Raw genomic sequence first — 21281 nt, forward strand, 5'->3', positions numbered from 1 at the left:
CCGCAAAAGCAGGATTCATGCTCCGAAAAAACACCCGGCACAGCCCAGCTTTCGCTTCCTTTGCTTTGGCATTTACTATACCACAAAGTGGTATAGGCTCATAAAATGGCTTATGTAGCTTTCTCGGCAAGCCGTATAACCTAACTAAGCCAGTACGCGCAGTCTGCGCAGCACAGCTGCCAGCGGGCGTCCGAGCTTGGGCACTGCCACAAGCTCGGCTTCCGTGATCAACCTCAGGCGTGCGAGCCCGATCACGAACACCACGGAGCCTGCCGCTACACCCAGCAGGCTCTCCGCCGCTGCCGTGGCACGACCTCCGGCCGCCCAGCCCAGGGCATCCAGCACAGCACCGGTGCCCCACATCGCCGCTCCGGCTGCACCAGCCAAGGCGACAAGCAATGCTGCCGGTTTGAGCACACTGGCGGACCAGCTCCCGCGCAGCCCCACCAAGCGGGCCAGCAGCGCGATGTTGATCACAGCCGCCAGCAGATAGGCGACAGCCCCCGCAATGGCGGCGCCTGCCGTGCCGAGCTGCGGCACGAGCAGCCAGTTTAGCAGCGCCTTGGCCGCAGCGGCCGCGAGCATCGCCAGGGCTGGCGCACGAACCGTGCCAAGCCCTTGCAACAGCGCAGCCGAGATGATGCTGAGCGTGCCGCCTACGGCGGTCAGCGCCATCCAGCGCATAACCGTGCTGCCAGTGTCGTCTGCATACAGCATCACATTGACGGGCACGGCCAGCACGATCAGACCTGTCGCAGCGGCTAGTCCCAGCAGCCAAAACCAGCGCAGCGATTGCTCGCACTGACGACGTGCCAGCTCCGTACCTCCGGTCACCCGTGCCTCAGCCAGCGAGGGTATGAACAATGCCGACAATGTGGTGGCAAACATCATGACCAGCTGTACTAGCGGAAGCCCCCGGTTATACACGCCGAAGGCCACCATAACCGCCGTATCATCCAAGCCCTCCTGCTTTAACAGGCGAGGGACGGTAAATGTATCTACCAGGTTTATTAACGGAACGGCTAGCGCTCCAAGGCAAACAGGCAGAGCATAACGTAGCAGGGCCTTTAGCAAAGCACCACTGCTTTCCGCTGGGTGAAGCTCACCAGTCTGTGCCTGCACTGTTGTCACGACCGTCTCTTGCCGCCTAAGTCTCTTTCTGTGACCTCGCCAATACAGCAGCATGATCACCAGGCCCGCTGCTCCGCCTGCTGCTGAACCAAACACTGCTCCGGCGGCAATCATATCCGCCCCTGCTCCTTGTGACAGCATGAACAGCAACAATATGATCATCACGCTTACCCTTATCGCCTGCTCCGTCACTTGGGAGACAGCCGTCGGAATCATATTTTGCAAGCCTTGAAAATAGCCCCTCAATCCCGCCATAATCGGCACGAACAAGAAGGCAATCGCCGCCGCCCTCACCGATGGAATGACGTGAGCATTGTCGATCCACTGGCCGATTAGTGGCGCACACGTATACATCAGCAGCCCCAGAATCAATCCGAATATGCCTAGTACAAGCGAAGATATTCGGGCAACACGTTGCCCCGCTGCCTGGTTTCCCACAGCCTCATACTCAGCTACAAATTTGGATACAGCCGCCGGGAATCCAGCAGCTGAAATGGTAATGAACAGCGTATAAAAAGGATAAACCGTATTATAAATGCCAAACACGCCGTCGCCGCCAATATTTTGCAGCGGGATTTTTTGCAATGTGCCGATCAGCTTGCTTGCTACAGCTGCCAGTGTTAAGATGACAGCGCCTCGTAGCAGCCGCGAAGCGGCGCGATTTTCCTGCATTCTCCGTCTCCACTCCCACCTGGAATAAGCATTTTTACGAGTCCTATTATACCGTCTCTTCTTCCGGAAAGAAAAAAATCCCTGTACAACGTTGAACGGCTTTAGCCATTCTGTACGTCACACAGGGGTGAAACGGGGTGTTACTGTTCCATTTGTTTGCCCAGGAAGCCAGCGGCTGTTTCAGCCATCTTGACCTCCATTTCGGACATTTTTACATTTTCATCCTTGTTCAACAATATAACAGAACCAATGGGATCACCACCCGAAACAATGGGAGCCGTCACAAAGGACGAGAGTGTTTCTTCGTGGTCTCGCGTCAGCTCGTAAGAGCCGCTGGCTGTCTCCAGCACAGTCTTGCGATTATCCATGCTACCTTCAATAATGCTACCGATTTGCTTGTCCAGAAACTCTTTTTTCGAGCCTCCAGCCACCGTAATAATGGTGTCACGATCGGTAATCATCGTAATATGGCCAGTACTTTCAAACAGGGACTCAGCATACTCTTTGGCGAAATCACCAAGTTCACCAATAGGTGAATACTTTTTCAAAATGACTTCTCCGTCACGATCCACAAAAATCTCAAGCGGATCTCCTTCACGAATTCTCAAGGTGCGGCGAATCTCCTTTGGAATAACTACCCGCCCAAGATCATCAATACGGCGAACTATACCAGTAGCTTTCATTTCACATGTTGCCCCACTTTCTCAAGAAGAATTTAGTAAACTACTGACGGTATCGAAAGACGCTTCCACTCCCCCAGAAGCGGTCACGAAGAACGTCGCGTTCATGGTGTTTATGGTGATATCTGACCATAGTATTCATCTGTTCCCAATTCCTTATGCATGTTCAGTTATTTACCTTCGTTTGCAGCTCCATCTTTAGTTGTTCCAGCTTTGCTATCGCTCGTACCGCTTGTTGTTCCGCTCGGCGTAGTTGTGCTGCCCGCACCGGACGTTGCACCACTTTTCTCTTGCGTAGCAGGTGCCTTCGGCAGATTGATTTTCAAATCAAGCTTCGTCAAATCATTTTCGGTAAAGTTTTGGATACTTTCCCCAGCTAGTTTATTTTTCAGGGCAGCCTTTTCGTTGTCCTTCAATTTATCAAATGTCGGCTCATTGCGGGACTCCACTTTGATCACGTGATATCCGTATTCTGTTTCCACGGGTTCACCAATTTTGTTAATTGGTTGAGTCTCGGCAGCCTCTTTAAAAGCAGGTACCCATTGCGCTACAGATGCATTCTCATACAGCCCGCCATTAGATGCGGAACCTGGGTCTTCCGAATACTTCTTAGCAATCGTTGCAAAATCCGCTCCACCATCCAATTTTGCCTTTACCTCTTTGGCCAGCTTGAGAGTAGCCTCTTTTGTACGCTGTTTCTTTGTTTTTGGATCTTCAAAATTAATCAATACATGACGTACAGTTGCTGTCGTGAACTGATCTTTATTTTTTTCAAATTCCTGTTTCAGCTGATCATCCGTTACTTTATTGGTTTCGCTGTTGATTACCGTCATTACACGCGTGAAGTAATCTTTCACACCTTGTTCGGTCAGCTTCTGATCACTTAGAAATGTCTTAAACTTATCTTCTCCAACCGACTTTTTATACTGCTCCAACTGCTCGTTTCCTTGTTTGGCGCCCTCTTCCTTGGCTTTGTCGTCCGCTTTGGCTGCCAAAAGCTTGTACACTACTTCCTGCTTTACAATTTGCTCACGTACCTGATCAGAAGCTAAAGCAGCCTCATACTCTGGGTACAGAAATTTCATCATGCTGATTTCTTGGTTGAACTCATTTTCGGTAATCGTTCCACCCTTATAGGTTACGACAACCTTGCTGTTGTCTTTCGGCTCATCCTTGACCTTATTCTCATCCGCTTGCTTCGTACATGCTGCGAGCACCGATATAGCTAGCAACGCTGCCATGCCCAAGGAGAGCATTCTCCAAGGTTTTCTTTTATTTAGTTGTGACATTTTGCAGTTCCTCCTTCAATGTGAATGCTTCTTTCAATGCACTCAAAAATTGCTCCAGCAGTTCTAGCAGTTGTGCATCATTTAGACCTTTACCCTTTATGCGTACGCTCATAGAAGTACCCTGTTCAAATTGTACACGTCTTTCAAAGCGATTGCCAATCTCGGCAAGTTTGGCAGTCTGCAGCGCCTGCTGGCGCCCCTCGTGAAATTTCAACACCATATTGTCATCCCGTTGAACAATGGACTCGATGCCATACATCCGTCCATACACCTTGAGACGGGCCACGGCCAGCAAATGACGCACTGCCTCTGGCAGATCGCCAAACCGGTCGACCAGTTCGTCCTCCAGCTCGGAAGCCTCGTCAAAGGTACTGACTGCCGCAACCTTTTTATAAATCTCAATCTTCTGAATGCTGTCATAAATATAGTCTCCCGGCAGGTAAGCATCGACGCTCAAATCAATCGATGTACTCCAATTCCGGTTGGATTGATCCTCTTCTCCAAGCACACTGACTTTACGTTTATTGATTTCCTCAGCCAGCATTTGTGAGTAAAGATCAAAACCGACGGATGCGATGAATCCGTGCTGCTCGGCGCCAAGTAAGTTACCCGCTCCGCGGATGGACAAATCACGCATTGCAATCTTGAACCCGGAACCCAACTCCGTAAATTCTTTGATAGACTGAAGTCGCTTCTCCGCCACCTCTGTAAGCACCTTATCACGCTGGTACGTGAAATAAGCATAGGCAATCCGATTGGAACGGCCTACACGCCCACGCAGCTGATAAAGCTGGGAGAGCCCCATTTTATCGGCATCATGCACAATGAGTGTATTCACATTGGGAATATCCACACCGGTTTCGATAATGCTCGTGCTAACCAGTACATCATATTCACCATCCAGGAAATCCAAAATGGTTTTCTCCAGTTCCGTTTCAGACATCTGTCCGTGGCCTACGCCCACCTTGGCGTCTGGGACAAGTGCATTGATCTCGGCAGCCATCTCCTGAATGCCCTGCACGCGATTATACAGGTAATAAACCTGCCCTCCGCGTGCCATCTCGCGTTCAATGGCCTCACGAACTAGAGTCTGGCTATGCTCAACGACATAAGTTTGCACTGGAAAACGATTTTCCGGTGGCGTCTCAATGACTGACAAATCACGTACACCCAGCATGGACATATGCAGCGTACGCGGAATAGGTGTAGCCGTTAGCGTCAACACGTCTACATTCGTTTTCAGTTTTTTCAGCTTTTCTTTGTGCGTGACACCAAAACGTTGCTCCTCATCGACAATAAGCAGCCCCAGATCTTTAAACACCAGATCCTGTGAAAGTAGACGGTGAGTACCAATGACAATATCAACCGTACCTTGTCGAACTCCCTTGGTCGTCTCATTCTGCTCTTTGCGCGAGCGGAAACGGCTCAATACCTGAATATTGAACGGATACCCGGAAAAGCGCTCACGGAATGTCTCATAGTGCTGTTGCGCCAAAATCGTCGTCGGTACCAGCACAGCCACTTGTTTGCCCTCAATAGCAGACTTAAAAGCAGCACGAATAGCCACCTCAGTCTTGCCGTAGCCTACGTCACCGCACAGCAAACGATCCATTGGACGACTCTGCTCCATGTCCTTCTTAATTTCTTCAATAGCCCGAACCTGGTCACGTGTCTCATCATACGGGAACATATCCTCAAATTCCTGTTGCTCCGGCGAATCCTTTTCAAAAGCAAAGCCTGGTGCTGACTGTCTTTCCGCATATAGCTTGATCAGATCATCTGCGATGTCCTGAACCGAGCTGCGCACCTTACTTTTAACACGTGTCCACTCATTGCCGCCCAGTTTGTAAATTTTGGGCTCCTTGTCCTCTGAGCCCACATACTTCTGAATCAGATCAATTTGTTCAATCGGTACAGACAGCTTATCTCCGCCTGCATAGAGGATATGCATGTAATCCTTATGGATACCGCCAACCTCCAGCGTACCGATTCCCATATACTTCCCGATTCCGTGATTTTGGTGTACGACATAGTCGCCCACCTTCAGCTCGCTATAGCTCTTAATCCGCTCTGCATTGTCTACATGTCGGCCCTGCTTACGTGCTTTCCGCTGCTTCTGGGAGAACATCTCACCCTCGGTAATCACCGCCAGATGAATAGACGGCATCTCAAAACCGCTTTGCAGATTACCAATCGCCATAGTCGGCTCATCAATACCGTAGTCTTGAAGCACTCGCCGCATCCGATCCAGACGTTCATCTCCACTCGCCAGCATCATAACCTGTGTGCCTGCCTTGCGCCAACGATCCATCTCTGCCTTGAGTACATTCATTTGACCGTGGAAATCCTGCATGCCCCGGCAAATGAAGTTCAAAATATTCTGCGGCTGCGTATGCGGAACCTGGCGAAGGAAGATCGACAGGAACAGCGTTTGAAATCTCCGATTATACAGCAGATTATCCGAGTTATCCGATAGCTCCAGTTGCGGTAGAGTTTTACCGTTTTGAAGCAAATGCAGATTCCACTCAGACTCATCCCGCTCTAGCTGCCTGGCTGTTTCTAGCATCCGTGCTGGTTCATCAATGATCAGAATCGTATCTGCCGGCATATAATCAGCCAAGGTTTTACGTTCAGGATATAGCAGGGAGATATATTTATAGATTTCGTCAAAATACACATGCTCCCGCAACAGCTCAATTTCACGATGTATTTCCTCTTTCAGATGCTGCTTAGCCTGACGATCTGTCATTTTGTCCAGCTGTTCCTCCAACAACATAGCAGCGGCATCGGCAGCTTGGTCCATACGCTGGTGGCTTGCAATAACTTCCTTACATGGCGTTACAGTAACTTCCTGTACCTTTTCCACCGAACGTTGATCTTGCGGATCAAACATACGGATGGAGTCAATTTCATCGTCAAACAACTCCACACGATAGCCCCAACGGGTTGTCATTGGGTAAAAGTCGATAATTCCCCCGCGTACACTCATCTCCCCGCGGGATTCAACACGTTCTACACGCTGGTATCCCATCTCAACCATATGCAGCAAAAATGCTTCCAGCTGAATCGTTTCTCCCTCTTTCAGCTCAACACGAGCCTCACGCCATGTTTCCGGGATTGGTAGTAGACGCCGGACCCCAGAAAACGGCACGACAACAACCCCACGAAAACCCTGGGCGCATCGTATCAATACATCAATTCGTTGGGATAATGTCTCTGGACTGGATATGGCAGCTTCAGCAGCTACCAACTCGTTGGCTGGATACAATAAAACCTGATCAGGAGAAAGCGCTTCCTGCAAATCATCTGCTATTTTTTGAGCGGCAAACATATTGTGCGTCATGACCATTAACGGTCGTCCAGTATCTTCAGCAAGTGCGGCCATCAGTACCTGTCTTGAAGAGCCTGACAAGCCTGATATCAGCTGTTCCTTCATGCCTGAGGATATACCTGCCGCAATGGATGCATAATCAGCATCCTTCGTAAAAGCCTGAATAAGTGCTTGTAACAAAAAAGGCACCCCTTTATGCTTATAAATAGTTACATGTAAACCGAAAAAGAAGCCTCAGCAATGCTGCCAAGGCTCCATAAGCGGAACTACCGCTTCACCTCTCAAGCTGGTACATCAGACCAGTTGAATACCTGTTATTGGAGCGGGTTTACGAGCAGACTCAGCTCCGGATTATTCTCCAGTGCCTGACTGCAATGCTCGCAAATGACTTTAACAGTCACTTCACCACCCGAATTATACGCTATTATATCTCTACGTTCAGCAGGGGTCAAGGAATGGAAGCCTAACCTTTCTTCGGTTATTACAGCGGAGTCAATTCGCCCTAAGAAAGTTCGACAATGTCTGCATACATAATTAACAACCATGTAATGTATATGCCTCCTGAAAGTTTTCTATACCTTTCAGTATGTCCAACAATCTTCCATTTAAGCCCGTCTACCTAACGTCAGAACCTACTTGTTAAATTCAGCCATCGTCCGCTCAAACGGATGATTCAAGCTGTATTCTAAAGCGTTGCACGTATCTTCTATCATTCCGGTCAATAGTTCCTTTTCCTTCTTTGGAAAGGTGCCCAGAACATAATCGACAATAGCATGTCCAGGCTCTGGACGGGAAATGCCCATACGAATCCGGTTGAAGGACTGCGTCCCTGTATGCTGAATGATCGATTTAATGCCATTATGACCGCCTGCGCTACCTTGATAACGCAGTCTTATTTTACCGACCTCTGTATCCAGATCATCGTACACGACAATCAGATCTTCCATATCAGCCTTATAGTAGTCCATATATGCACGTAGAGACTCGCCTGAGAGATTCATATATGTCATAGGCTTAATCAGTACCGTTTTCACGCCACCAATGTGACCCTCACCAATCAACGCCTTACATTTGCTTTGGGTAATCTGGATATTATGACGTGAGGCAAGTGCATCTAAGGCCATAAATCCGACATTATGTCTCGTTTTCTCGTATTGGAGACCGGGGTTGCCCAATCCTACAATCCACTTCATTAACCTTGACACCCTCTTTCGAAGTCTTGATTTTTTGGTAAAATAGTTGTAGTGAACAGGAAGGTGCGTGCCGATATGCTCAATCAAGGTGATATCCTCTTATATGACAGCCATTTTCTATATCATTTAAAACATTCCGTTCCTGTCCAAATTTATGACGGGAATGTACATGTTCAAATTGGCATCGTTGCGCGTTTTAATGAGCATTTCGTCGAAATCGAGGACACACTATACAATCGTCAACGCTTCACATTCATATCTCGGCCAGGCTTTTAGCCTGACATGCTGATAGGGGTTACCTTTTCCATATGGAAAAAGCAACCCCTTTTTTAATGAGCCAGTGCTTATTCGATTTCAAACAATTTGCTGATCGACAATTCCTCATGCACACGGATGATGGCTTCTCCCATTAATGGAGCCACAGACAGTACCTTCAGCTTGCTTGTCGGATTTGGGTGAACGATCGGGATTGTATCCGTCACAACCACCTCTTTTAATGGCGAATTCTCCAGTCTTTCCATCGCAGGACCAGACAGCACGGCATGTGTGCAACATGCATACACATCTTTTACGCCGCCTTCTTTAAGCGCATTTGCACCCAATACAATCGTTCCGGCTGTATCAATGATATCATCAATTAAAATAGCCGTCTTACCCTCAATGTTCCCGATGATATTCATCACTTCACTGACATTTGGCTCTGGACGACGCTTATCAATAATAGCGAGCGGCGCACTCAGGAAGTCCGCCAGCTTGCGCGCGCGAACAACCCCACCATGATCGGGTGAAACAACAATCGGGTTCTCAATTTGTTTGGAACGGAAATATTGGGCCAGAATTGGCGCTCCCAGCATATGATCCACTGGAATATCAAAGAATCCCTGAATCTGCATCGCATGCAAATCCATACTGATTACGCGGTGAGCTCCCGCTTTTTCAATCAAGTTAGCGACAAGTTTCGCTGTAATCGGATCACGTGAACGAGCCTTACGATCCTGACGAGCATAACCGTAATATGGCATAACAACATTGATACTTTTGGCAGAAGCACGTTTAAGTGCATCAATCATAACCAATAACTCCATCAAGTTGTCGTTAACTGGCAGACAAGTGGACTGTACAATATACACATGGCAGCCGCGAACACTTTCCGACAGCTTAACCTGAATTTCACCGTCACTAAACGATGTGGTATGGGATTCCCCCATTGGGATTCCGATGTAGTCCGCAATCTGGTGGGCTAACTTCGGATTGGAGTTACAAGTAAATATTTTGAGTTTGGAATCGCAATAAGTCATTAATAGAAACCCTCCGTGCTGGTTCATTCATTACAGATTCAACAGCTTGCTGATTAAGGTCATTCCGATCTTTTTTTCTTTGCTTTGGCACGCGCGCGGATTTTGTCCGCATATCCGGCTTTGTTCTCTTGACGTGGTCTGGCAATGGCCAGGTCGTTATCAGGGACAGTATGTGTTACAGTGGAGCCTGCGACAACATAGGCACCTTTTCCAATCTTAATTGGGGCAATCAGATTCACATTGCTGCCAACAAAGGCATCATCTTCAATTTCTGTAATGGATTTATTATATCCATCATAATTGACCGTTATTGCCCCGCAGCCAATATTTACGTTTGTACCCACCTTGGCATCACCGACATAGCTCAAATGAGACACCTTGGAATGATCTCCAATAGTCGCATTCTTCACCTCTACAAAATCACCAATTTTCACATGTTCGCCAAGCTTCGCGCCTGGACGCAGATAAGCAAACGGCCCTACAGATGTACTGCTTCCCACTTCCGCTTCGTTCAACACCGAATGTTTCACTGTTGCCCCTGAGTGGATAACCGTATTCTGGATCTCTGCCTGCGGACCAATCACACAATCTTCTCCGATTTGTGTTTGACCATGCAGCCATGTATTTGGGTACAATACTGTATCGGAACCAATGACAACATCGCTCCCGATGTAGGTAGAAGACGGATCAATGACGGTGACACCATTCAGCATATGTTTGCGAACAATACGCTCGCGCATATAACCTTCAGCAACCGACAAAGCAACTCTGTCGTTTACACCGATAGATTCCGACACGTCATTGGTCAAATACGCCTCAACCTGCTCACCTTCGCCATGCAAAATACCAATGACATCGGTCAGGTAGTATTCCTGCTGTGCATTGGTGTTCGTTACCTTGTCCAGCGCTGCAAATAACTTGGCATTGTCAAAGCAATACGTGCCTGTGTTAATCTCACAGACAGCATCTTCCTCAGGTGAACAATCCTTCTGTTCCACGATCTTAAGCACGGCCCCGGAAGTATCACGGATAACTCGTCCATATCCTTTCGGGTTGTCCAACTCAGCGGTCAGAATTGTTGCTGCCGCTCCGCGGCTTTCGTGCAGTTGCACCAAACCTTCCAGCGTTTCCGCTGTGATCAACGGAGTATCTCCACAAATGACAATTGTGGTGCCCTGTTCCTGGCCGAGCAGGTCCTTGGCTTGCTTGACAGCATGGCCCGTTCCCAGCTGCTCTGCCTGAAGCGCATATTCTGCCGACGGTCCCAAATAAGACTGTACCGCCTCTGCTCCGTGACCCACGACGACTACACTTCGGGACACACCGATTTCACGAACCGTGTCGAGCACATGTCCGACCATCGGTTTTCCGCACACCGGATGCAGAACTTTATATAATTTGGATTTCATACGTTTTCCCTGCCCTGCGGCAAGAATGACTGCCAACCTTTCCAACAAGTCCAACCTCCTATCCTGAAAATAACAGTTACCCCTTGGCTAAAACGTTAATTCCCAGATCAGATTTTGCTTAACTTTTCACAATCCTCCTGAAAAATAACGGCGAACCTTTGGTTAATGGCTATTTTTTCAGGCCAGCTTGTGCTGGACGTTCATCCCCGGGACGCATCGCTGCCTAGTCCCTGTCTTATGAAAAAGCCGCTTCGGCAGCCCGGATGGCTCCAAGTTGCCTTAAAACTGACTGTTAACTCACTAAAGAATATATCTCATTCCAGACAAAAAGAAAAGAGAGCCACAGTTAGTGGCTCTCTTTTTCTTTTGTACCCCAATCCTGCTTTAGGCGAATTAAGCGCCTTCTTCAAAGCAACTTCTTCATCAACAGCTGCACGTTCGTACTCAGTCAATACAGCAGCTTGAATCTTTTCACGGGTTCCTGAAGATATCGGGTGAGCGATATCGCGAAACTCTCCGTCAGGGGTTCGTTTGCTTGGCATAGCTACGAACATCCCGTTATTACCGTCGATAACTCGGATGTCATGGACAACAAACTCGTTATCAATTGTAATGGATGCAATCGCCTTCATTCTTCCTTCTGAGTTCACTCGGCGGAGTCTAACATCCGTAATCTGCATGTGTGTTTCACCACCTTTTTCCAAATAGGACTTGGTGTATACATTCCACACAGCATTTCGAATTCCTTCTTTTTTTGGACAATTCGTATCCTAAATTCAGGTAATTTTTTTGAAAAGATTTCTTTTCGACATATTTAGGTATTTTATGATGAATTGTGACAATTTACTGCCCTGTTAACTCATCAAAATAATTCCCTAGCTTGACTGTTATTTGCTTGCTTCGAGAATCGACTGCAGTCAGATTTGCCAGTGAAATATAATCGTGCAACAGGCGCTCTTCGTTCTCCACCTCGCCCGACTCTACCAGCACACCGACACCAGCTACCTCAGCATCAAACTCTGCTAACAAGTCGACCATTCCTTGTATCGTGCCGCCAGCCTTCATAAAGTCATCTACAATGAGCACACGCGATTTCTCACGCATTGCACGTCTGGATAAAGACATCGTATGAAGGCTCTTTTGTGATCCAGAAACATAATTAATACTTACAGCTGAGCCTTCTGTCACCTGATGGTCCCGCCGTACAAGCACGACTGGTAAATTAAGCTGTGCTCCGGTTGCATATGCGAGCGGAATGCCCTTCGTCTCCACGGTCATAACCACATCAATCTGACGATCGGCAAAAGCGGTCGCAAATATTTTACCCGCTTCGTTCATCATCGCTGGTTGGCCCAGCAAATCGGACAGATACAAGTACCCTCCCGGTAATATGCGATCAGGCTGCTCCAGCTGCGCGCACAAGTCGTTCGCAAACGCAAGCGCATGTTGCTTGGAGAGCCTAGGGATCAGCTTGACGCCCCCTGCCGCTCCCGCCAGTGTCAGAAGCTCGCCAGTACCCTCGTCCTCAAATACTTCTTTGATAATAGCCAGATCCTCGCTTATCGACGACTTAGCTGCCCCGTATCGATCTGCAAAATGAGTAAGAGGCACCAATGTATGCGGCCGTGACAATAAAAATTGCGTCATTTCCACCAATCGTGAGCTTCTTTTAAGTTTTTTCACAACAATTCCTCGCGATCTATTCTCCTGCCGCCCGCTTCGTACAATAAAGCACCGGCGGACTGGCCGGTTGCTGGCGGAATGTAAGTGATGTAGTAAAATCCGAATATTTAATAGTAAATATATCATCTTCGTACGTATTTGTACAACAATTGCCACTATAATATGAAAAAAATATCTAAAATCAGGTCAAAAGTCGTACTGCGTAAACATCTTTGCAAAAGCCTCTTAGTCCGTTATAGATCCGTGGCACTTTGGCTTCCTTCGATACCAGTCCGAACACTGTAGGTCCGCTACCTGACATCAGCACCCCATCAGCTCCTAAACGGATCATGGAGTTTTTAAGATGCTCCACTTCTGGATACAGCTTTAATGTCACATCCTCCAGTACATTCCCCAGGGCATTGCATACATCGGTAAAAGAAGCATTACGAATCGCCTGCTCCATCTGCCGGGCAGACGGGTGGTGCGTAATCTGATCCGCTTTGACACGACCATACACTTCAGCTGTCGATACATTAATCGGCGGCTTGGCGAGGATCACCCAGCATTGTGGCGGATTCGGCAGTGGTTTAAGCAGTTCTCCACGTCCGCTCGCTAAAGCTGTGCCCCCTGTAATACAGAAAGGTACGTCTGAACCCAATTCAGCACCCAGTACCCTTAATTCCGCATCCGAGATACCAAGTTTCCACAGCTTGTTCAGCCCACGCAATGCTGCGGCAGCATCGCTGCTTCCGCCTGCTAATCCTGCAGCCACCGGGATATGCTTATCCAGATGGATATGGACGCCTGTAGACACGTTATAACGTTCTTTGATCAGACGCGCAGCCTGAAAAGCCAAGTTCTTTTCATCTAACGGTATGTACCCGGCTTGGCTTGAAATAATAATGGTATCACGCGGTAACTCGGACATCGTCAATCGGTCGGATAGATCGACCATAGTCATAATCATTTCGACCTCGTGATAACCATCGTCCCGCTTACGTAGAACATCAAGCATTAAATTAATTTTCGCCGGTGCTTTTTCATATATTTTCAAGGCGTTCACCCACCTTCAACTTTTCCCTCAAGACAGCTTAACATATTATATCAGACTCAGCCTGTCAAGTCATGAGGTTCAAAAAAGCGGAGATGCCCCGGTATGACCCCGGATATCCCCGCTTTTTATCAGCACCACCGATGGCTACGATTTGCGAGAAGCCGCCTGCTCTGCAAGCTGAATGGCCCGCTTGACCATATTGCCCGCATCCTTGGCTTTAATGCCTCCCCAGCCTTCTTCCTTAACCGTGTCGTAAAACCCAAGATCTTTGGCCAGTTCATACTTCAGCTCTTCCGACATAACACTCCGTCTTCTTCGGCTCATGCATACGCCTCCTTCGGCAATGGAATAAGGAAGATCATTCCCGCCTTAGTATGTGCAGAGATATCATGCTTCATCCTGCTCTGTAAATACAAAACGACCCCGCCATTAAAAATGACGAGGTCGCCGTTAAACCTGCAAAGCTGGTATAAATCACGTAAAAAAGAATTAAGGTGTTTCGAAATATTCGACTACACTTGTGTGGGAGTCGGGATCATATACACTGACCTCCACCGACTCGGTAAGAATGTCAGCATAGCTGTAGGAGACACGTTTAAACGTCTGTTGCTCCTGATCCAGCTTGACAATAAAAACAGAAGGGTACGTTTCTTCCAAGACACCAGTTCGTTCGACGGTCTTACGGCGTCCGCCGTTAGCCCGCAGCAAAATTTTTTGCCCTACATGTGCGTCGAGACTGCGTTTGATTTCCAACAGCGTATTTTTAGCCATTGCCTAACGACCACCTCTTTCCTTGTCCATTATAACGAATTTTAGAGGGATTGTCAAATCAAGCTAAATATTATAACAACACGAAAAATAAGTTGTCAATTTAATTTTTTGCGAACAGGAATAATATGCATAAAAAATGACAAAAAGCCTCTAAAAAGAGGCTTTTGTTCAGATATATCCTATCGGGCACATTTGAATTTCAGATCGCTGAAGGCGTTACTTTAAGCGTTGACAAATTTTCAAGCTTCGGCAAACCGATGCGGTAGCTTCCCCTTGTTTCAATTCCACCCACTCCGCGGCTGCCACTGATGGTCTGATGAAATAAGTCTCCCATATTGACTGTATCACGGATTGAAGTAAATGCGGCCTTGGCAGCCACGTAAACGGGGTCCAGAGCGTGAATCAGGATACGCCCTGGGGAGCTGGCAAAATTGGCTCCCGCACGTAGCAGCGCCTCAAAATGGGATTGGCACGCCCCCGCTACAATTGTCAGTGAATCCAGATGACGCTCATATTGTCTGGCTACCTGAATCGCTGCCACAAAATTTTGCGAATTCTTGTAGCTTTTCAAGCTGTACAAATCGTAAGGTTGCGGCTGCTTCAGCACACCATCATGTCCGGTGATGACTACAATATCAGGACGAATGCGGGGAAGCAGTCGATATAACGTATCCGCCATTGCCGATTCGTGAACGTGATGTCCCTCAGCGGGAACACGGAGCTGTTCATATAAACTGAGACATTTTCTTAAATAGCCGGGATCTCCATCCAGATGAAGAACCTTTCCTGGCATTTCAAAATACGTCGACTCTACCGGATCACTCCACTCTCCAATCAGAGCCGCCTGGCTACGGGCAGCTTGCTGCTGGCGTGCCCGTTGCAAAAGATTAAGAGACTCCCCGGCCTTAATGTGGGCCTGTTGAGTCTTACCGCTAATCTGGTCTGCAGGCACTCTGACCAGATCGTTCACCGGGGAATCGGCCAGTAGCCGAAATTCCGTCCCCTTAATGATCGCTTTATCCCGCTGGATGTCTTCAACGCGAAACGTGACATCACCGCCGTACGATTTCCGAACGACCAAGTCTCCTAAACTCATCACACTGTATCACCCCTCCTATATCGTATGGGTGAATGCACAGTTTGGTTCCAACTTAGGATATACCAGCCTCCAATAGCACGGCGCTCAGACGCGCAAATTCCTCGATACTCAGCGTTTCCCCTCGACGGGAGGGCTCAATATCAGCTTGTTGCAACAGCGGCTCCAGCGTGTCCCTGTTCTCTTTGGTGAAGAAGCGGCTTTTCAGGTTATTTGAAATGGTTTTACGGCGTTGGGCAAAAGCGGCATGAACCACTTCAAAAAAGTGCTTCTCGTCCACCACTTCCACCGGAGGGACTTCTCGTACACGCAGCCGAATAACTGCCGAATCAACATTCGGCTGCGGAATAAACACTGTATTCGGCACCGTACAGACTAACTCAGGCTCACTGTAATATTGCACGGCTATGCTTAAGCTGCCGTAATCCTTCGTACCAGGAGACGCAGCCATGCGCTCAGCCACCTCCTTTTGAATCATAACGACGATATTCTCCAAAGGAAGCTTGTCCTCCAGTAGACGCATCAGAATCGGTGTAGTGACGTAATACGGCAGATTAGCGACGACACTCACTTTGCCCACGTCTGCAAAGTCAGCTGCAAACACTTCACGCAAATCCAGCTTTAACACGTCTCCATGGCGAACCTTTACATGCTCGTAAGGGGCCAGCACTTCTTCAAGAATGGGCAACAGCCGCTGATCAATCTCAACAGCGGTAACTGCCTTAGCGGATTGCGCCAACTTCTCGGTCAAAGCTCCAATGCCCGGACCGATCTCAAGCGCGCCCTTTGTATCATCCAATCCGGCAGCATTTACGATCTTGCTCAGAATATTTTGATCAATCAGAAAGTTTTGTCCCAGACTCTTTTTGAACGAAAAACCGTGCCTTTGAATAATTTCCTTCGTACGCCGCGGTGTTGCTATATCTTGAATCCCTGTCATACGGATATCACAATCCTTCACTTTCGATTTGTGCCAGCGCGCTGGCAAATTCCTCACGACTGATCTGAAATACAGAGAGCCGCTTATGTAGCTGCTTTCCGTTACAATAGCCAATACCCAGTACATTCCCCAAGGCCATACGGCGTGCAGCAGCATTGGGGTGGGTAATAAGTCCAGCGTCAATCAGGTCCGCCATCTCAATCAGCGGTTCGGCGCCTTCCACTGTCGTATGTACCCGTGCGAGAGCATGTCTGATGGCTTCCGGGGAGGCATTCTCCACGCCAATATCCCCTTTGCGCGTCGCCTCTGCCTCAGGTATAAATGCCTGCTTGCAGCCGGGGACCTTAGAGGCGATAATTTTACGGATACGCTCCCCTGCATGATCGGGATCAGTTAAAATAATGACCCCCCGCCGTTCCTGTGCCAATGCAATTTTCCGCAGCGTCATTTTATTAATGGCTGAACCGCCAGTTTCTATCGTATCTGCTTCGACAGCACGGCGAATGGCTACCGTATCATCCCGGCCTTCCACCACGATCACTTCCTTGATCATCTTCGTTTCCCTCCACTGCTACACAGCAACATATATTATCTTTCCCTGCTTTTGAAAACAAAATAAGAAGAGGATATCCTCTTCTTAGCATGGTATAACTATGTTGTTAATACTATCGCATTGTCCTCAACATACACAACCTGTTTTAGTTGATTTCCGGCTTTACAGGTCCGATAACATATACGGTTTTACCGTGCTTACGACCAAATTGGTTAGCCCGGCTTAAACTCTCATAATACACATCGATTTTGTGGCCTTTAATCGCGCCACCGGTATCCTCCGCACGGCGGAAGCCTACCCCTTCAATATACACCCACCAGCCGATGGGAATTACATTCGGATCGACAGCGATGGTGCGTCCTTCCGTGACACGCGTGCCGGAGGCGGTACGTGTACCGATACCTGGCTCCTGGGCAGAGTACGCCGTCATGGAGACATTTTGTAAAACTTTTTTATAATTAAAATTAATACCTGCTTTACGGACAGCACTGCCCGAACTAACCTTTGTAGCCTTAACCGCATCTTTAGGGCCGATGGAAGCAGCTAGAACGACCGGTTTTTTCTTCGTTCCTACCGCAATTACCTTATCCACACGATTTTGTGCGACTTCCTTGTTGACCAGCTGTTTGGACACCAATTTCCCATCATGGTATACCTTTTGAACATGCTGGACTACCACACCCGATTTGCCACTTTGAATGACTCGATTATCGCCTTTATAGAGACTTGGATCTGCCGTTTTGATGACCTGATAAGGCACTTGTTTTTTCTGTTCGACCTGCTGTTTCTTCACACGGACGATTTTTATGTCCATGTTAGCTGAAACAGAGGCATCCAACGCAGGGTAAACTTTATCCGTTGATGATAATTTATAGCCCGAAGTGCGAATGGCACCCTCTACTGTATTTTCTGTTGTGTACAGCTTTTTCGTCTCATTGCCTGAGGATACTTTAACCTGATTGGCACGTTTAATGACTACGCGATCCCCATCTTGTACTGCTCCGTTTAGCGGCATGGAAATTGTATCATGCGGCTGAAGTGAAATAGAATGCTCATTGAGCAAATCTTGGAGCTTGGATTCCCGGGTTTCTACCGCAGATGCCTTACCATCGATGACAAAAAAGACTTGTTTTTTAGATTGCGTGTACATCAGAATTGAAATCATAATCGTTAGTGCGATTAGAAAAATAGCAACCAAAGCAGCCTGGCGCACATTCTCTTGCTTCCAACGTAATACGTAAGACATGCTGGATGAGCGTGACTCATGGGTCTCCTCTTTTCGGAAAATGCCCATTTCCTCCGTCCTCCTTACATAGCCCGCCGTCTGGAGTAAGACATAGTTGATCGTTGACGTGACTATAACAGATTTTCTACAAGACAAGCCCGTACTGCGACTGTCCTGCACCATGTACCCGTCTTCGCGGCATGCTGTCCTCCCCTGTTTAACCACAGTATGATGACAGATTTTCTTTTATTCACAACAAAAAAAGCCAAAGAAAGAGACTAGAGAGCTCTTTCGTGGCTTCCGACATGTGTGAATATGCGGGAAAACTTATGCACGAGATGGCTTCTCTCTTGTTACGCTTACGGGGTTAGCTGTCGGGTTCGGACGTAGAGAGTCGCCCTAGCTTAGGTCAACCGCTCATGGCGGTCGCCTTCACATTCACCCCGAAGACCCAGAAAGAAATCGAAATACGGCTTCTCTACCTGTTCAATCCCATCCGGGAAATGAATTTCGGTCGAGCCGGCTACTGAGAGATATTATCTCTTGCACATACACCGGACGTACTGTAAGCCATATCGGTTCCCCCGTTCCCTGTAAAAGGGACTCAGCGAGACTGGTTCATGAAATGATTTGTTGATGTTTACACTCAACAACAATTCACTGAAAAGATGATATCCTGTTTCCATGCATGTTGTAAAGCAGGTTTCAAGTACATTTCTCAAAATATTCGGTTAAAAAATTGTAATATTCTTGAGTTTCCTGCAACAAAATCATAATTAGCTCCGTCTATCTCTTTATTTTGATTGATTTCTTCGCTTTTTCACTGAATGTCAAATCGTTCCAAGGCATTTTGGGTCGTAATGGATACCAATTCCTCCACCGTAATTCCCTTAATTTGGGCAGCTGCCTCTGCCACCAATCTCACATGTGCCGACTCATTTCGCTTCCCACGAAACGGATGAGGCGTCAAGTAAGGCGCGTCCGTTTCAATAAGCAGACGGTCCAACGGTACCTGGGCCAGCACCTCTTTTGGCTGCTTGGCATTTTTGAACGTTATGGGCCCGCCGAAGGAAAGGTGGAAACCCATATCCAGCACCATTTTAGCTGTCTCCCAACTCCCAGAAAAGGAGTGCATGACTCCGCCAATCTCGCCCGCCTTTTCCTCACGTAAAATCCTCACAATATCTTCATGTGCATCCCGGTTATGGATAACAATTGGCATGTTGAGCTCACGTGCCAGGCCAATTTGATTTCGAAGTACCCGCTGCTGCACATCCTTTGGTGATGTATCCCAATAATAATCCAGACCGATCTCTCCGATCGCTACAACCTTTTTATGACTGCATAACGATGCAATCCATTCTAAATCACCCTCCTGCATTGTAATGGCATCCTGCGGATGCCATCCAACGGCTGCATAAATAAAATCATACGTCTCAGCCAGCTTCATGGTGGATGGAATGGTCTCACGATTAAATCCGATATTGATCATCCGTGTTACTCCTGATTCGACAGCACGTGCTATAACTTCTTCACGGTCTTCGTCAAATTGTGGCGCATCTAGGTGAGTATGAGTGTCGAATAAATCCAAGGTTTTCATCTCCTTTTCTTACTTACATTTCTATATATTTGTCTATTGTTTGACAAAATAATTCCCTATTTCGGCAGGAAGCCTTTCTTTTACCCCGTTCAATTTATTCTGGGGAAAATACATGTGATATTTTCCTCGGTGAATGCCACTTATTGAGCGTACAATTTCTGAAACTTCGGATATTTCCCGCACCTCGCCCTGACGTCCAAGCAGTAAAATCTGGTTGTCCGTTGAACCGCCCTGCCGAAACACATCATAAGGAAGATCTGTCGGAAAATCAATTTCAAGATCATATTCAGGATGCAAGCCAGCCTTTTCCAAAGCCTCTCGAATATGGTCAACGGTATCTGTATCCATATTTTCAATCTCTACATATTTATACAATCTACGATCCATAAAACGGCTGCTCAAATCACTTAAAATTTCGTCCTTTTCTCGTTTCCATTGGCTAAATACCGTCTGAATCAAAGACTCATCCAGCATCAAATACTGCTCCACTGTTAGCTCTCCTTTTAATAGATCTGGCAGCGGATCTAGCAGAAAACCAAACTCATATCCGTATTTGAACAATTCCTTAGCTCTCTTGAAAATTTTACGTAACAGGATTTCTGAGCTGCGTGTTACAGGATGGAAATAAATTTGCCAGTACATCTGGTAGCGTGACATTAGATAATCCTCTACTGCATGCATACCCGACTCTTTTACGACAATTCTCCCATTGTGAGGGCGCAGCAAACGTAAAATACGATCCAAATCAATTGTTCCGTAGTTAACACCTGTTGAATGAGCATCCCGCAACAAATAATCCATACGGTCAGCATCCAGCGGGCTTGTTACCAAGTTGACAACAATCGGCTTATCATACGTTTTGGCTATAACCGCCGCGACCTTGTGGGGCAACATCTCATCAACTTGCCGTAGCACAGCGTTGATCTTCGTGTCCCCCAGTACAATGCGGCATGTCCAATCCTCATGGTTCATATGAAAGGCTTCTTCAATGGAATGAGAAAATGGACCGTGCCCCACATCGTGCAACAAAGCGGCACACAGAGCAATCAGTCTTTCTTCCTTGGGCCAGTCGGGAAAATCTCCACGTTCAAATTGAGAAATAATACGTCTCGTAATCTCATATACGCCCAGTGAATGTGAAAACCGGCTGTGCTCCGCTCCATGAAACGTAAGATAAGATGTGCCTAACTGCCGAATGCGTCGTAACCGTTGGAACTCCGGCGTATTGATCAATCGCCATATCACAGTATCCTGAACATGGATGTAATTATGTACCGGGTCCTTAAAAACTTTTTCTTCACTGAGTGGCTGGTGCAAGATATCAGCTCCTTTAATATTCGGAATAATGGATTAAAATACAATAAAATCCTAAAC

Annotated in this window: 19 protein-coding genes, 1 pseudogene and 1 riboswitch; of the genes and pseudogenes, 1 reads left to right on the plus strand and 19 read right to left on the minus strand. The window is 47.5% G+C overall.

What is annotated here, in order from left to right; translation table 11 throughout:
• Nucleotides 1–144: 144 nt before the first annotated feature.
• The 6 genes from KSP24_RS22670 to pth all read right to left on the minus strand — a co-directional run bounded on the left by KSP24_RS22670 (nucleotide 145) and on the right by pth (nucleotide 8296).
• Nucleotides 145–1803 carry a putative polysaccharide biosynthesis protein gene (locus KSP24_RS22670; protein ID WP_216976824.1) on the minus strand — a complete coding sequence of 553 codons (1659 nt, stop codon included), beginning with the start codon at nucleotides 1801–1803 and terminating at the stop codon, nucleotides 145–147.
• Nucleotides 1804–1943: 140 nt separating this feature from the next.
• Nucleotides 1944–2486, minus strand: coding sequence for a stage V sporulation protein T (gene spoVT / locus KSP24_RS22675; RefSeq protein ID WP_013368681.1), 543 nt, complete (start codon nucleotides 2484–2486; stop codon nucleotides 1944–1946).
• A gap of 167 nt (nucleotides 2487–2653) precedes the next feature.
• Entirely contained in the window at nucleotides 2654–3772 is a 1119-nt protein-coding gene (locus KSP24_RS22680; RefSeq protein ID WP_216976826.1) for a peptidylprolyl isomerase, read from the minus strand.
• Complete coding sequence (gene mfd, locus KSP24_RS22685; RefSeq protein WP_013368679.1) at nucleotides 3756–7283, minus strand: transcription-repair coupling factor; 3528 nt, start codon at nucleotides 7281–7283, stop codon at nucleotides 3756–3758. The genes KSP24_RS22680 and mfd overlap by 17 nt, the downstream gene beginning before the upstream one ends.
• 134 nt (nucleotides 7284–7417) lie before the next feature.
• The gene (gene fin, locus KSP24_RS22690) at nucleotides 7418–7648 is read right to left on the minus strand and encodes an anti-sigma-F factor Fin (protein ID WP_014599341.1); all 231 of its coding nucleotides are present in this window, start codon (nucleotides 7646–7648) and stop codon (nucleotides 7418–7420) included.
• Nucleotides 7649–7735: 87 nt separating this feature from the next.
• Nucleotides 7736–8296 carry an aminoacyl-tRNA hydrolase gene (gene pth / locus KSP24_RS22695; RefSeq protein WP_216976828.1) on the minus strand — a complete coding sequence of 187 codons (561 nt, stop codon included), beginning with the start codon at nucleotides 8294–8296 and terminating at the stop codon, nucleotides 7736–7738.
• A 75-nt stretch (nucleotides 8297–8371) separates the two neighbouring features.
• Here pth and KSP24_RS25695 point away from each other — a divergent pair, with 75 nt between their 5' ends.
• Nucleotides 8372–8572, plus strand: coding sequence for a hypothetical protein (locus tag KSP24_RS25695; protein ID WP_013368676.1), 201 nt, complete (start codon nucleotides 8372–8374; stop codon nucleotides 8570–8572).
• Nucleotides 8573–8640: 68 nt separating this feature from the next.
• On the opposite strand, the gene KSP24_RS22700 is transcribed toward KSP24_RS25695, so the two are convergent.
• The 13 genes and pseudogenes from KSP24_RS22700 to KSP24_RS22760 form a co-directional block, all read right to left on the minus strand.
• The gene (locus KSP24_RS22700) at nucleotides 8641–9594 is read right to left on the minus strand and encodes a ribose-phosphate diphosphokinase (RefSeq protein WP_013308125.1); all 954 of its coding nucleotides are present in this window, start codon (nucleotides 9592–9594) and stop codon (nucleotides 8641–8643) included.
• Between the two features lie 59 nt (nucleotides 9595–9653).
• Nucleotides 9654–11051: a bifunctional UDP-N-acetylglucosamine diphosphorylase/glucosamine-1-phosphate N-acetyltransferase GlmU gene (gene glmU, locus KSP24_RS22705; protein ID WP_216976830.1), complete on the minus strand. Its 1398-nt coding sequence runs from the start codon at nucleotides 11049–11051 to the stop codon at nucleotides 9654–9656.
• 365 nt (nucleotides 11052–11416) lie between these two features.
• Nucleotides 11417–11683: pseudogene (spoVG, locus tag KSP24_RS22710) on the minus strand (septation regulator SpoVG); the annotation flags it as partial.
• Nucleotides 11684–11846: 163 nt separating this feature from the next.
• The gene (purR, locus tag KSP24_RS22715) at nucleotides 11847–12686 is read right to left on the minus strand and encodes a pur operon repressor (RefSeq protein WP_013368673.1); all 840 of its coding nucleotides are present in this window, start codon (nucleotides 12684–12686) and stop codon (nucleotides 11847–11849) included.
• Between the two features lie 181 nt (nucleotides 12687–12867).
• Nucleotides 12868–13722 (minus strand): 4-(cytidine 5'-diphospho)-2-C-methyl-D-erythritol kinase, encoded by an 855-nt coding sequence (gene ispE, locus KSP24_RS22720; protein ID WP_025676573.1) that lies wholly within the window; start codon nucleotides 13720–13722, stop codon nucleotides 12868–12870.
• Between the two features lie 144 nt (nucleotides 13723–13866).
• Complete coding sequence (locus KSP24_RS22725; RefSeq protein WP_007428013.1) at nucleotides 13867–14046, minus strand: small, acid-soluble spore protein, alpha/beta type; 180 nt, start codon at nucleotides 14044–14046, stop codon at nucleotides 13867–13869.
• Nucleotides 14047–14211: 165 nt separating this feature from the next.
• The gene (gene veg / locus KSP24_RS22730) at nucleotides 14212–14493 is read right to left on the minus strand and encodes a biofilm formation stimulator Veg (protein ID WP_013308120.1); all 282 of its coding nucleotides are present in this window, start codon (nucleotides 14491–14493) and stop codon (nucleotides 14212–14214) included.
• Nucleotides 14494–14692: 199 nt separating this feature from the next.
• The gene (gene yabG, locus KSP24_RS22735; RefSeq protein WP_014599339.1) at nucleotides 14693–15589 is read right to left on the minus strand and encodes a sporulation peptidase YabG; all 897 of its coding nucleotides are present in this window, start codon (nucleotides 15587–15589) and stop codon (nucleotides 14693–14695) included.
• Between the two features lie 55 nt (nucleotides 15590–15644).
• Entirely contained in the window at nucleotides 15645–16529 is an 885-nt protein-coding gene (gene rsmA / locus KSP24_RS22740; protein WP_025676576.1) for a 16S rRNA (adenine(1518)-N(6)/adenine(1519)-N(6))-dimethyltransferase RsmA, read from the minus strand.
• Between the two features lie 7 nt (nucleotides 16530–16536).
• Nucleotides 16537–17082, minus strand: coding sequence for a ribonuclease M5 (gene rnmV, locus KSP24_RS22745; protein WP_013368669.1), 546 nt, complete (start codon nucleotides 17080–17082; stop codon nucleotides 16537–16539).
• Nucleotides 17083–17227: 145 nt separating this feature from the next.
• Nucleotides 17228–18376, minus strand: coding sequence for a resuscitation-promoting factor (locus tag KSP24_RS22750; RefSeq protein ID WP_013368668.1), 1149 nt, complete (start codon nucleotides 18374–18376; stop codon nucleotides 17228–17230).
• A gap of 271 nt (nucleotides 18377–18647) precedes the next feature.
• A riboswitch (cyclic di-AMP (ydaO/yuaA leader) is annotated at nucleotides 18648–18927 on the minus strand.
• Nucleotides 18928–19127: 200 nt separating this feature from the next.
• Nucleotides 19128–19898: a TatD family hydrolase gene (locus KSP24_RS22755; RefSeq protein WP_090737502.1), complete on the minus strand. Its 771-nt coding sequence runs from the start codon at nucleotides 19896–19898 to the stop codon at nucleotides 19128–19130.
• A gap of 42 nt (nucleotides 19899–19940) precedes the next feature.
• Nucleotides 19941–21224, minus strand: coding sequence for an HD domain-containing protein (locus tag KSP24_RS22760; RefSeq protein WP_013368666.1), 1284 nt, complete (start codon nucleotides 21222–21224; stop codon nucleotides 19941–19943).
• Between the last annotated feature and the right edge of the window lie 57 nt (nucleotides 21225–21281).

This window comes from Paenibacillus sp. AK121 (assembly GCF_019042715.1).
Taxonomy (GTDB): domain Bacteria; phylum Bacillota; class Bacilli; order Paenibacillales; family Paenibacillaceae; genus Paenibacillus; species Paenibacillus polymyxa_C.

Coding starts and splice junctions, on each gene's coding strand:
- spoVT (WP_013368681.1), bottom strand. CDS start 2,486: ATGAAAGCTACTGGTATAGTTCGCCGTATTGATGATCTTGGGCGGGTA.
- KSP24_RS22725 (WP_007428013.1), bottom strand. CDS start 14,046: ATGAGCCGAAGAAGACGGAGTGTTATGTCGGAAGAGCTGAAGTATGAA.
- rnmV (WP_013368669.1), bottom strand. CDS start 17,082: ATGATCAAGGAAGTGATCGTGGTGGAAGGCCGGGATGATACGGTAGCC.
- KSP24_RS22700 (WP_013308125.1), bottom strand. CDS start 9,594: ATGACTTATTGCGATTCCAAACTCAAAATATTTACTTGTAACTCCAAT.
- KSP24_RS22670 (WP_216976824.1), bottom strand. CDS start 1,803: ATGCAGGAAAATCGCGCCGCTTCGCGGCTGCTACGAGGCGCTGTCATC.
- rsmA (WP_025676576.1), bottom strand. CDS start 16,529: ATGACAGGGATTCAAGATATAGCAACACCGCGGCGTACGAAGGAAATT.
- KSP24_RS22750 (WP_013368668.1), bottom strand. CDS start 18,376: ATGGGCATTTTCCGAAAAGAGGAGACCCATGAGTCACGCTCATCCAGC.
- pth (WP_216976828.1), bottom strand. CDS start 8,296: ATGAAGTGGATTGTAGGATTGGGCAACCCCGGTCTCCAATACGAGAAA.
- veg (WP_013308120.1), bottom strand. CDS start 14,493: ATGGCTAAAAATACGCTGTTGGAAATCAAACGCAGTCTCGACGCACAT.
- fin (WP_014599341.1), bottom strand. CDS start 7,648: ATGGTTGTTAATTATGTATGCAGACATTGTCGAACTTTCTTAGGGCGA.
- yabG (WP_014599339.1), bottom strand. CDS start 15,589: ATGAGTTTAGGAGACTTGGTCGTTCGGAAATCGTACGGCGGTGATGTC.
- KSP24_RS22680 (WP_216976826.1), bottom strand. CDS start 3,772: ATGTCACAACTAAATAAAAGAAAACCTTGGAGAATGCTCTCCTTGGGC.
- KSP24_RS25695 (WP_013368676.1), top strand. CDS start 8,372: ATGCTCAATCAAGGTGATATCCTCTTATATGACAGCCATTTTCTATAT.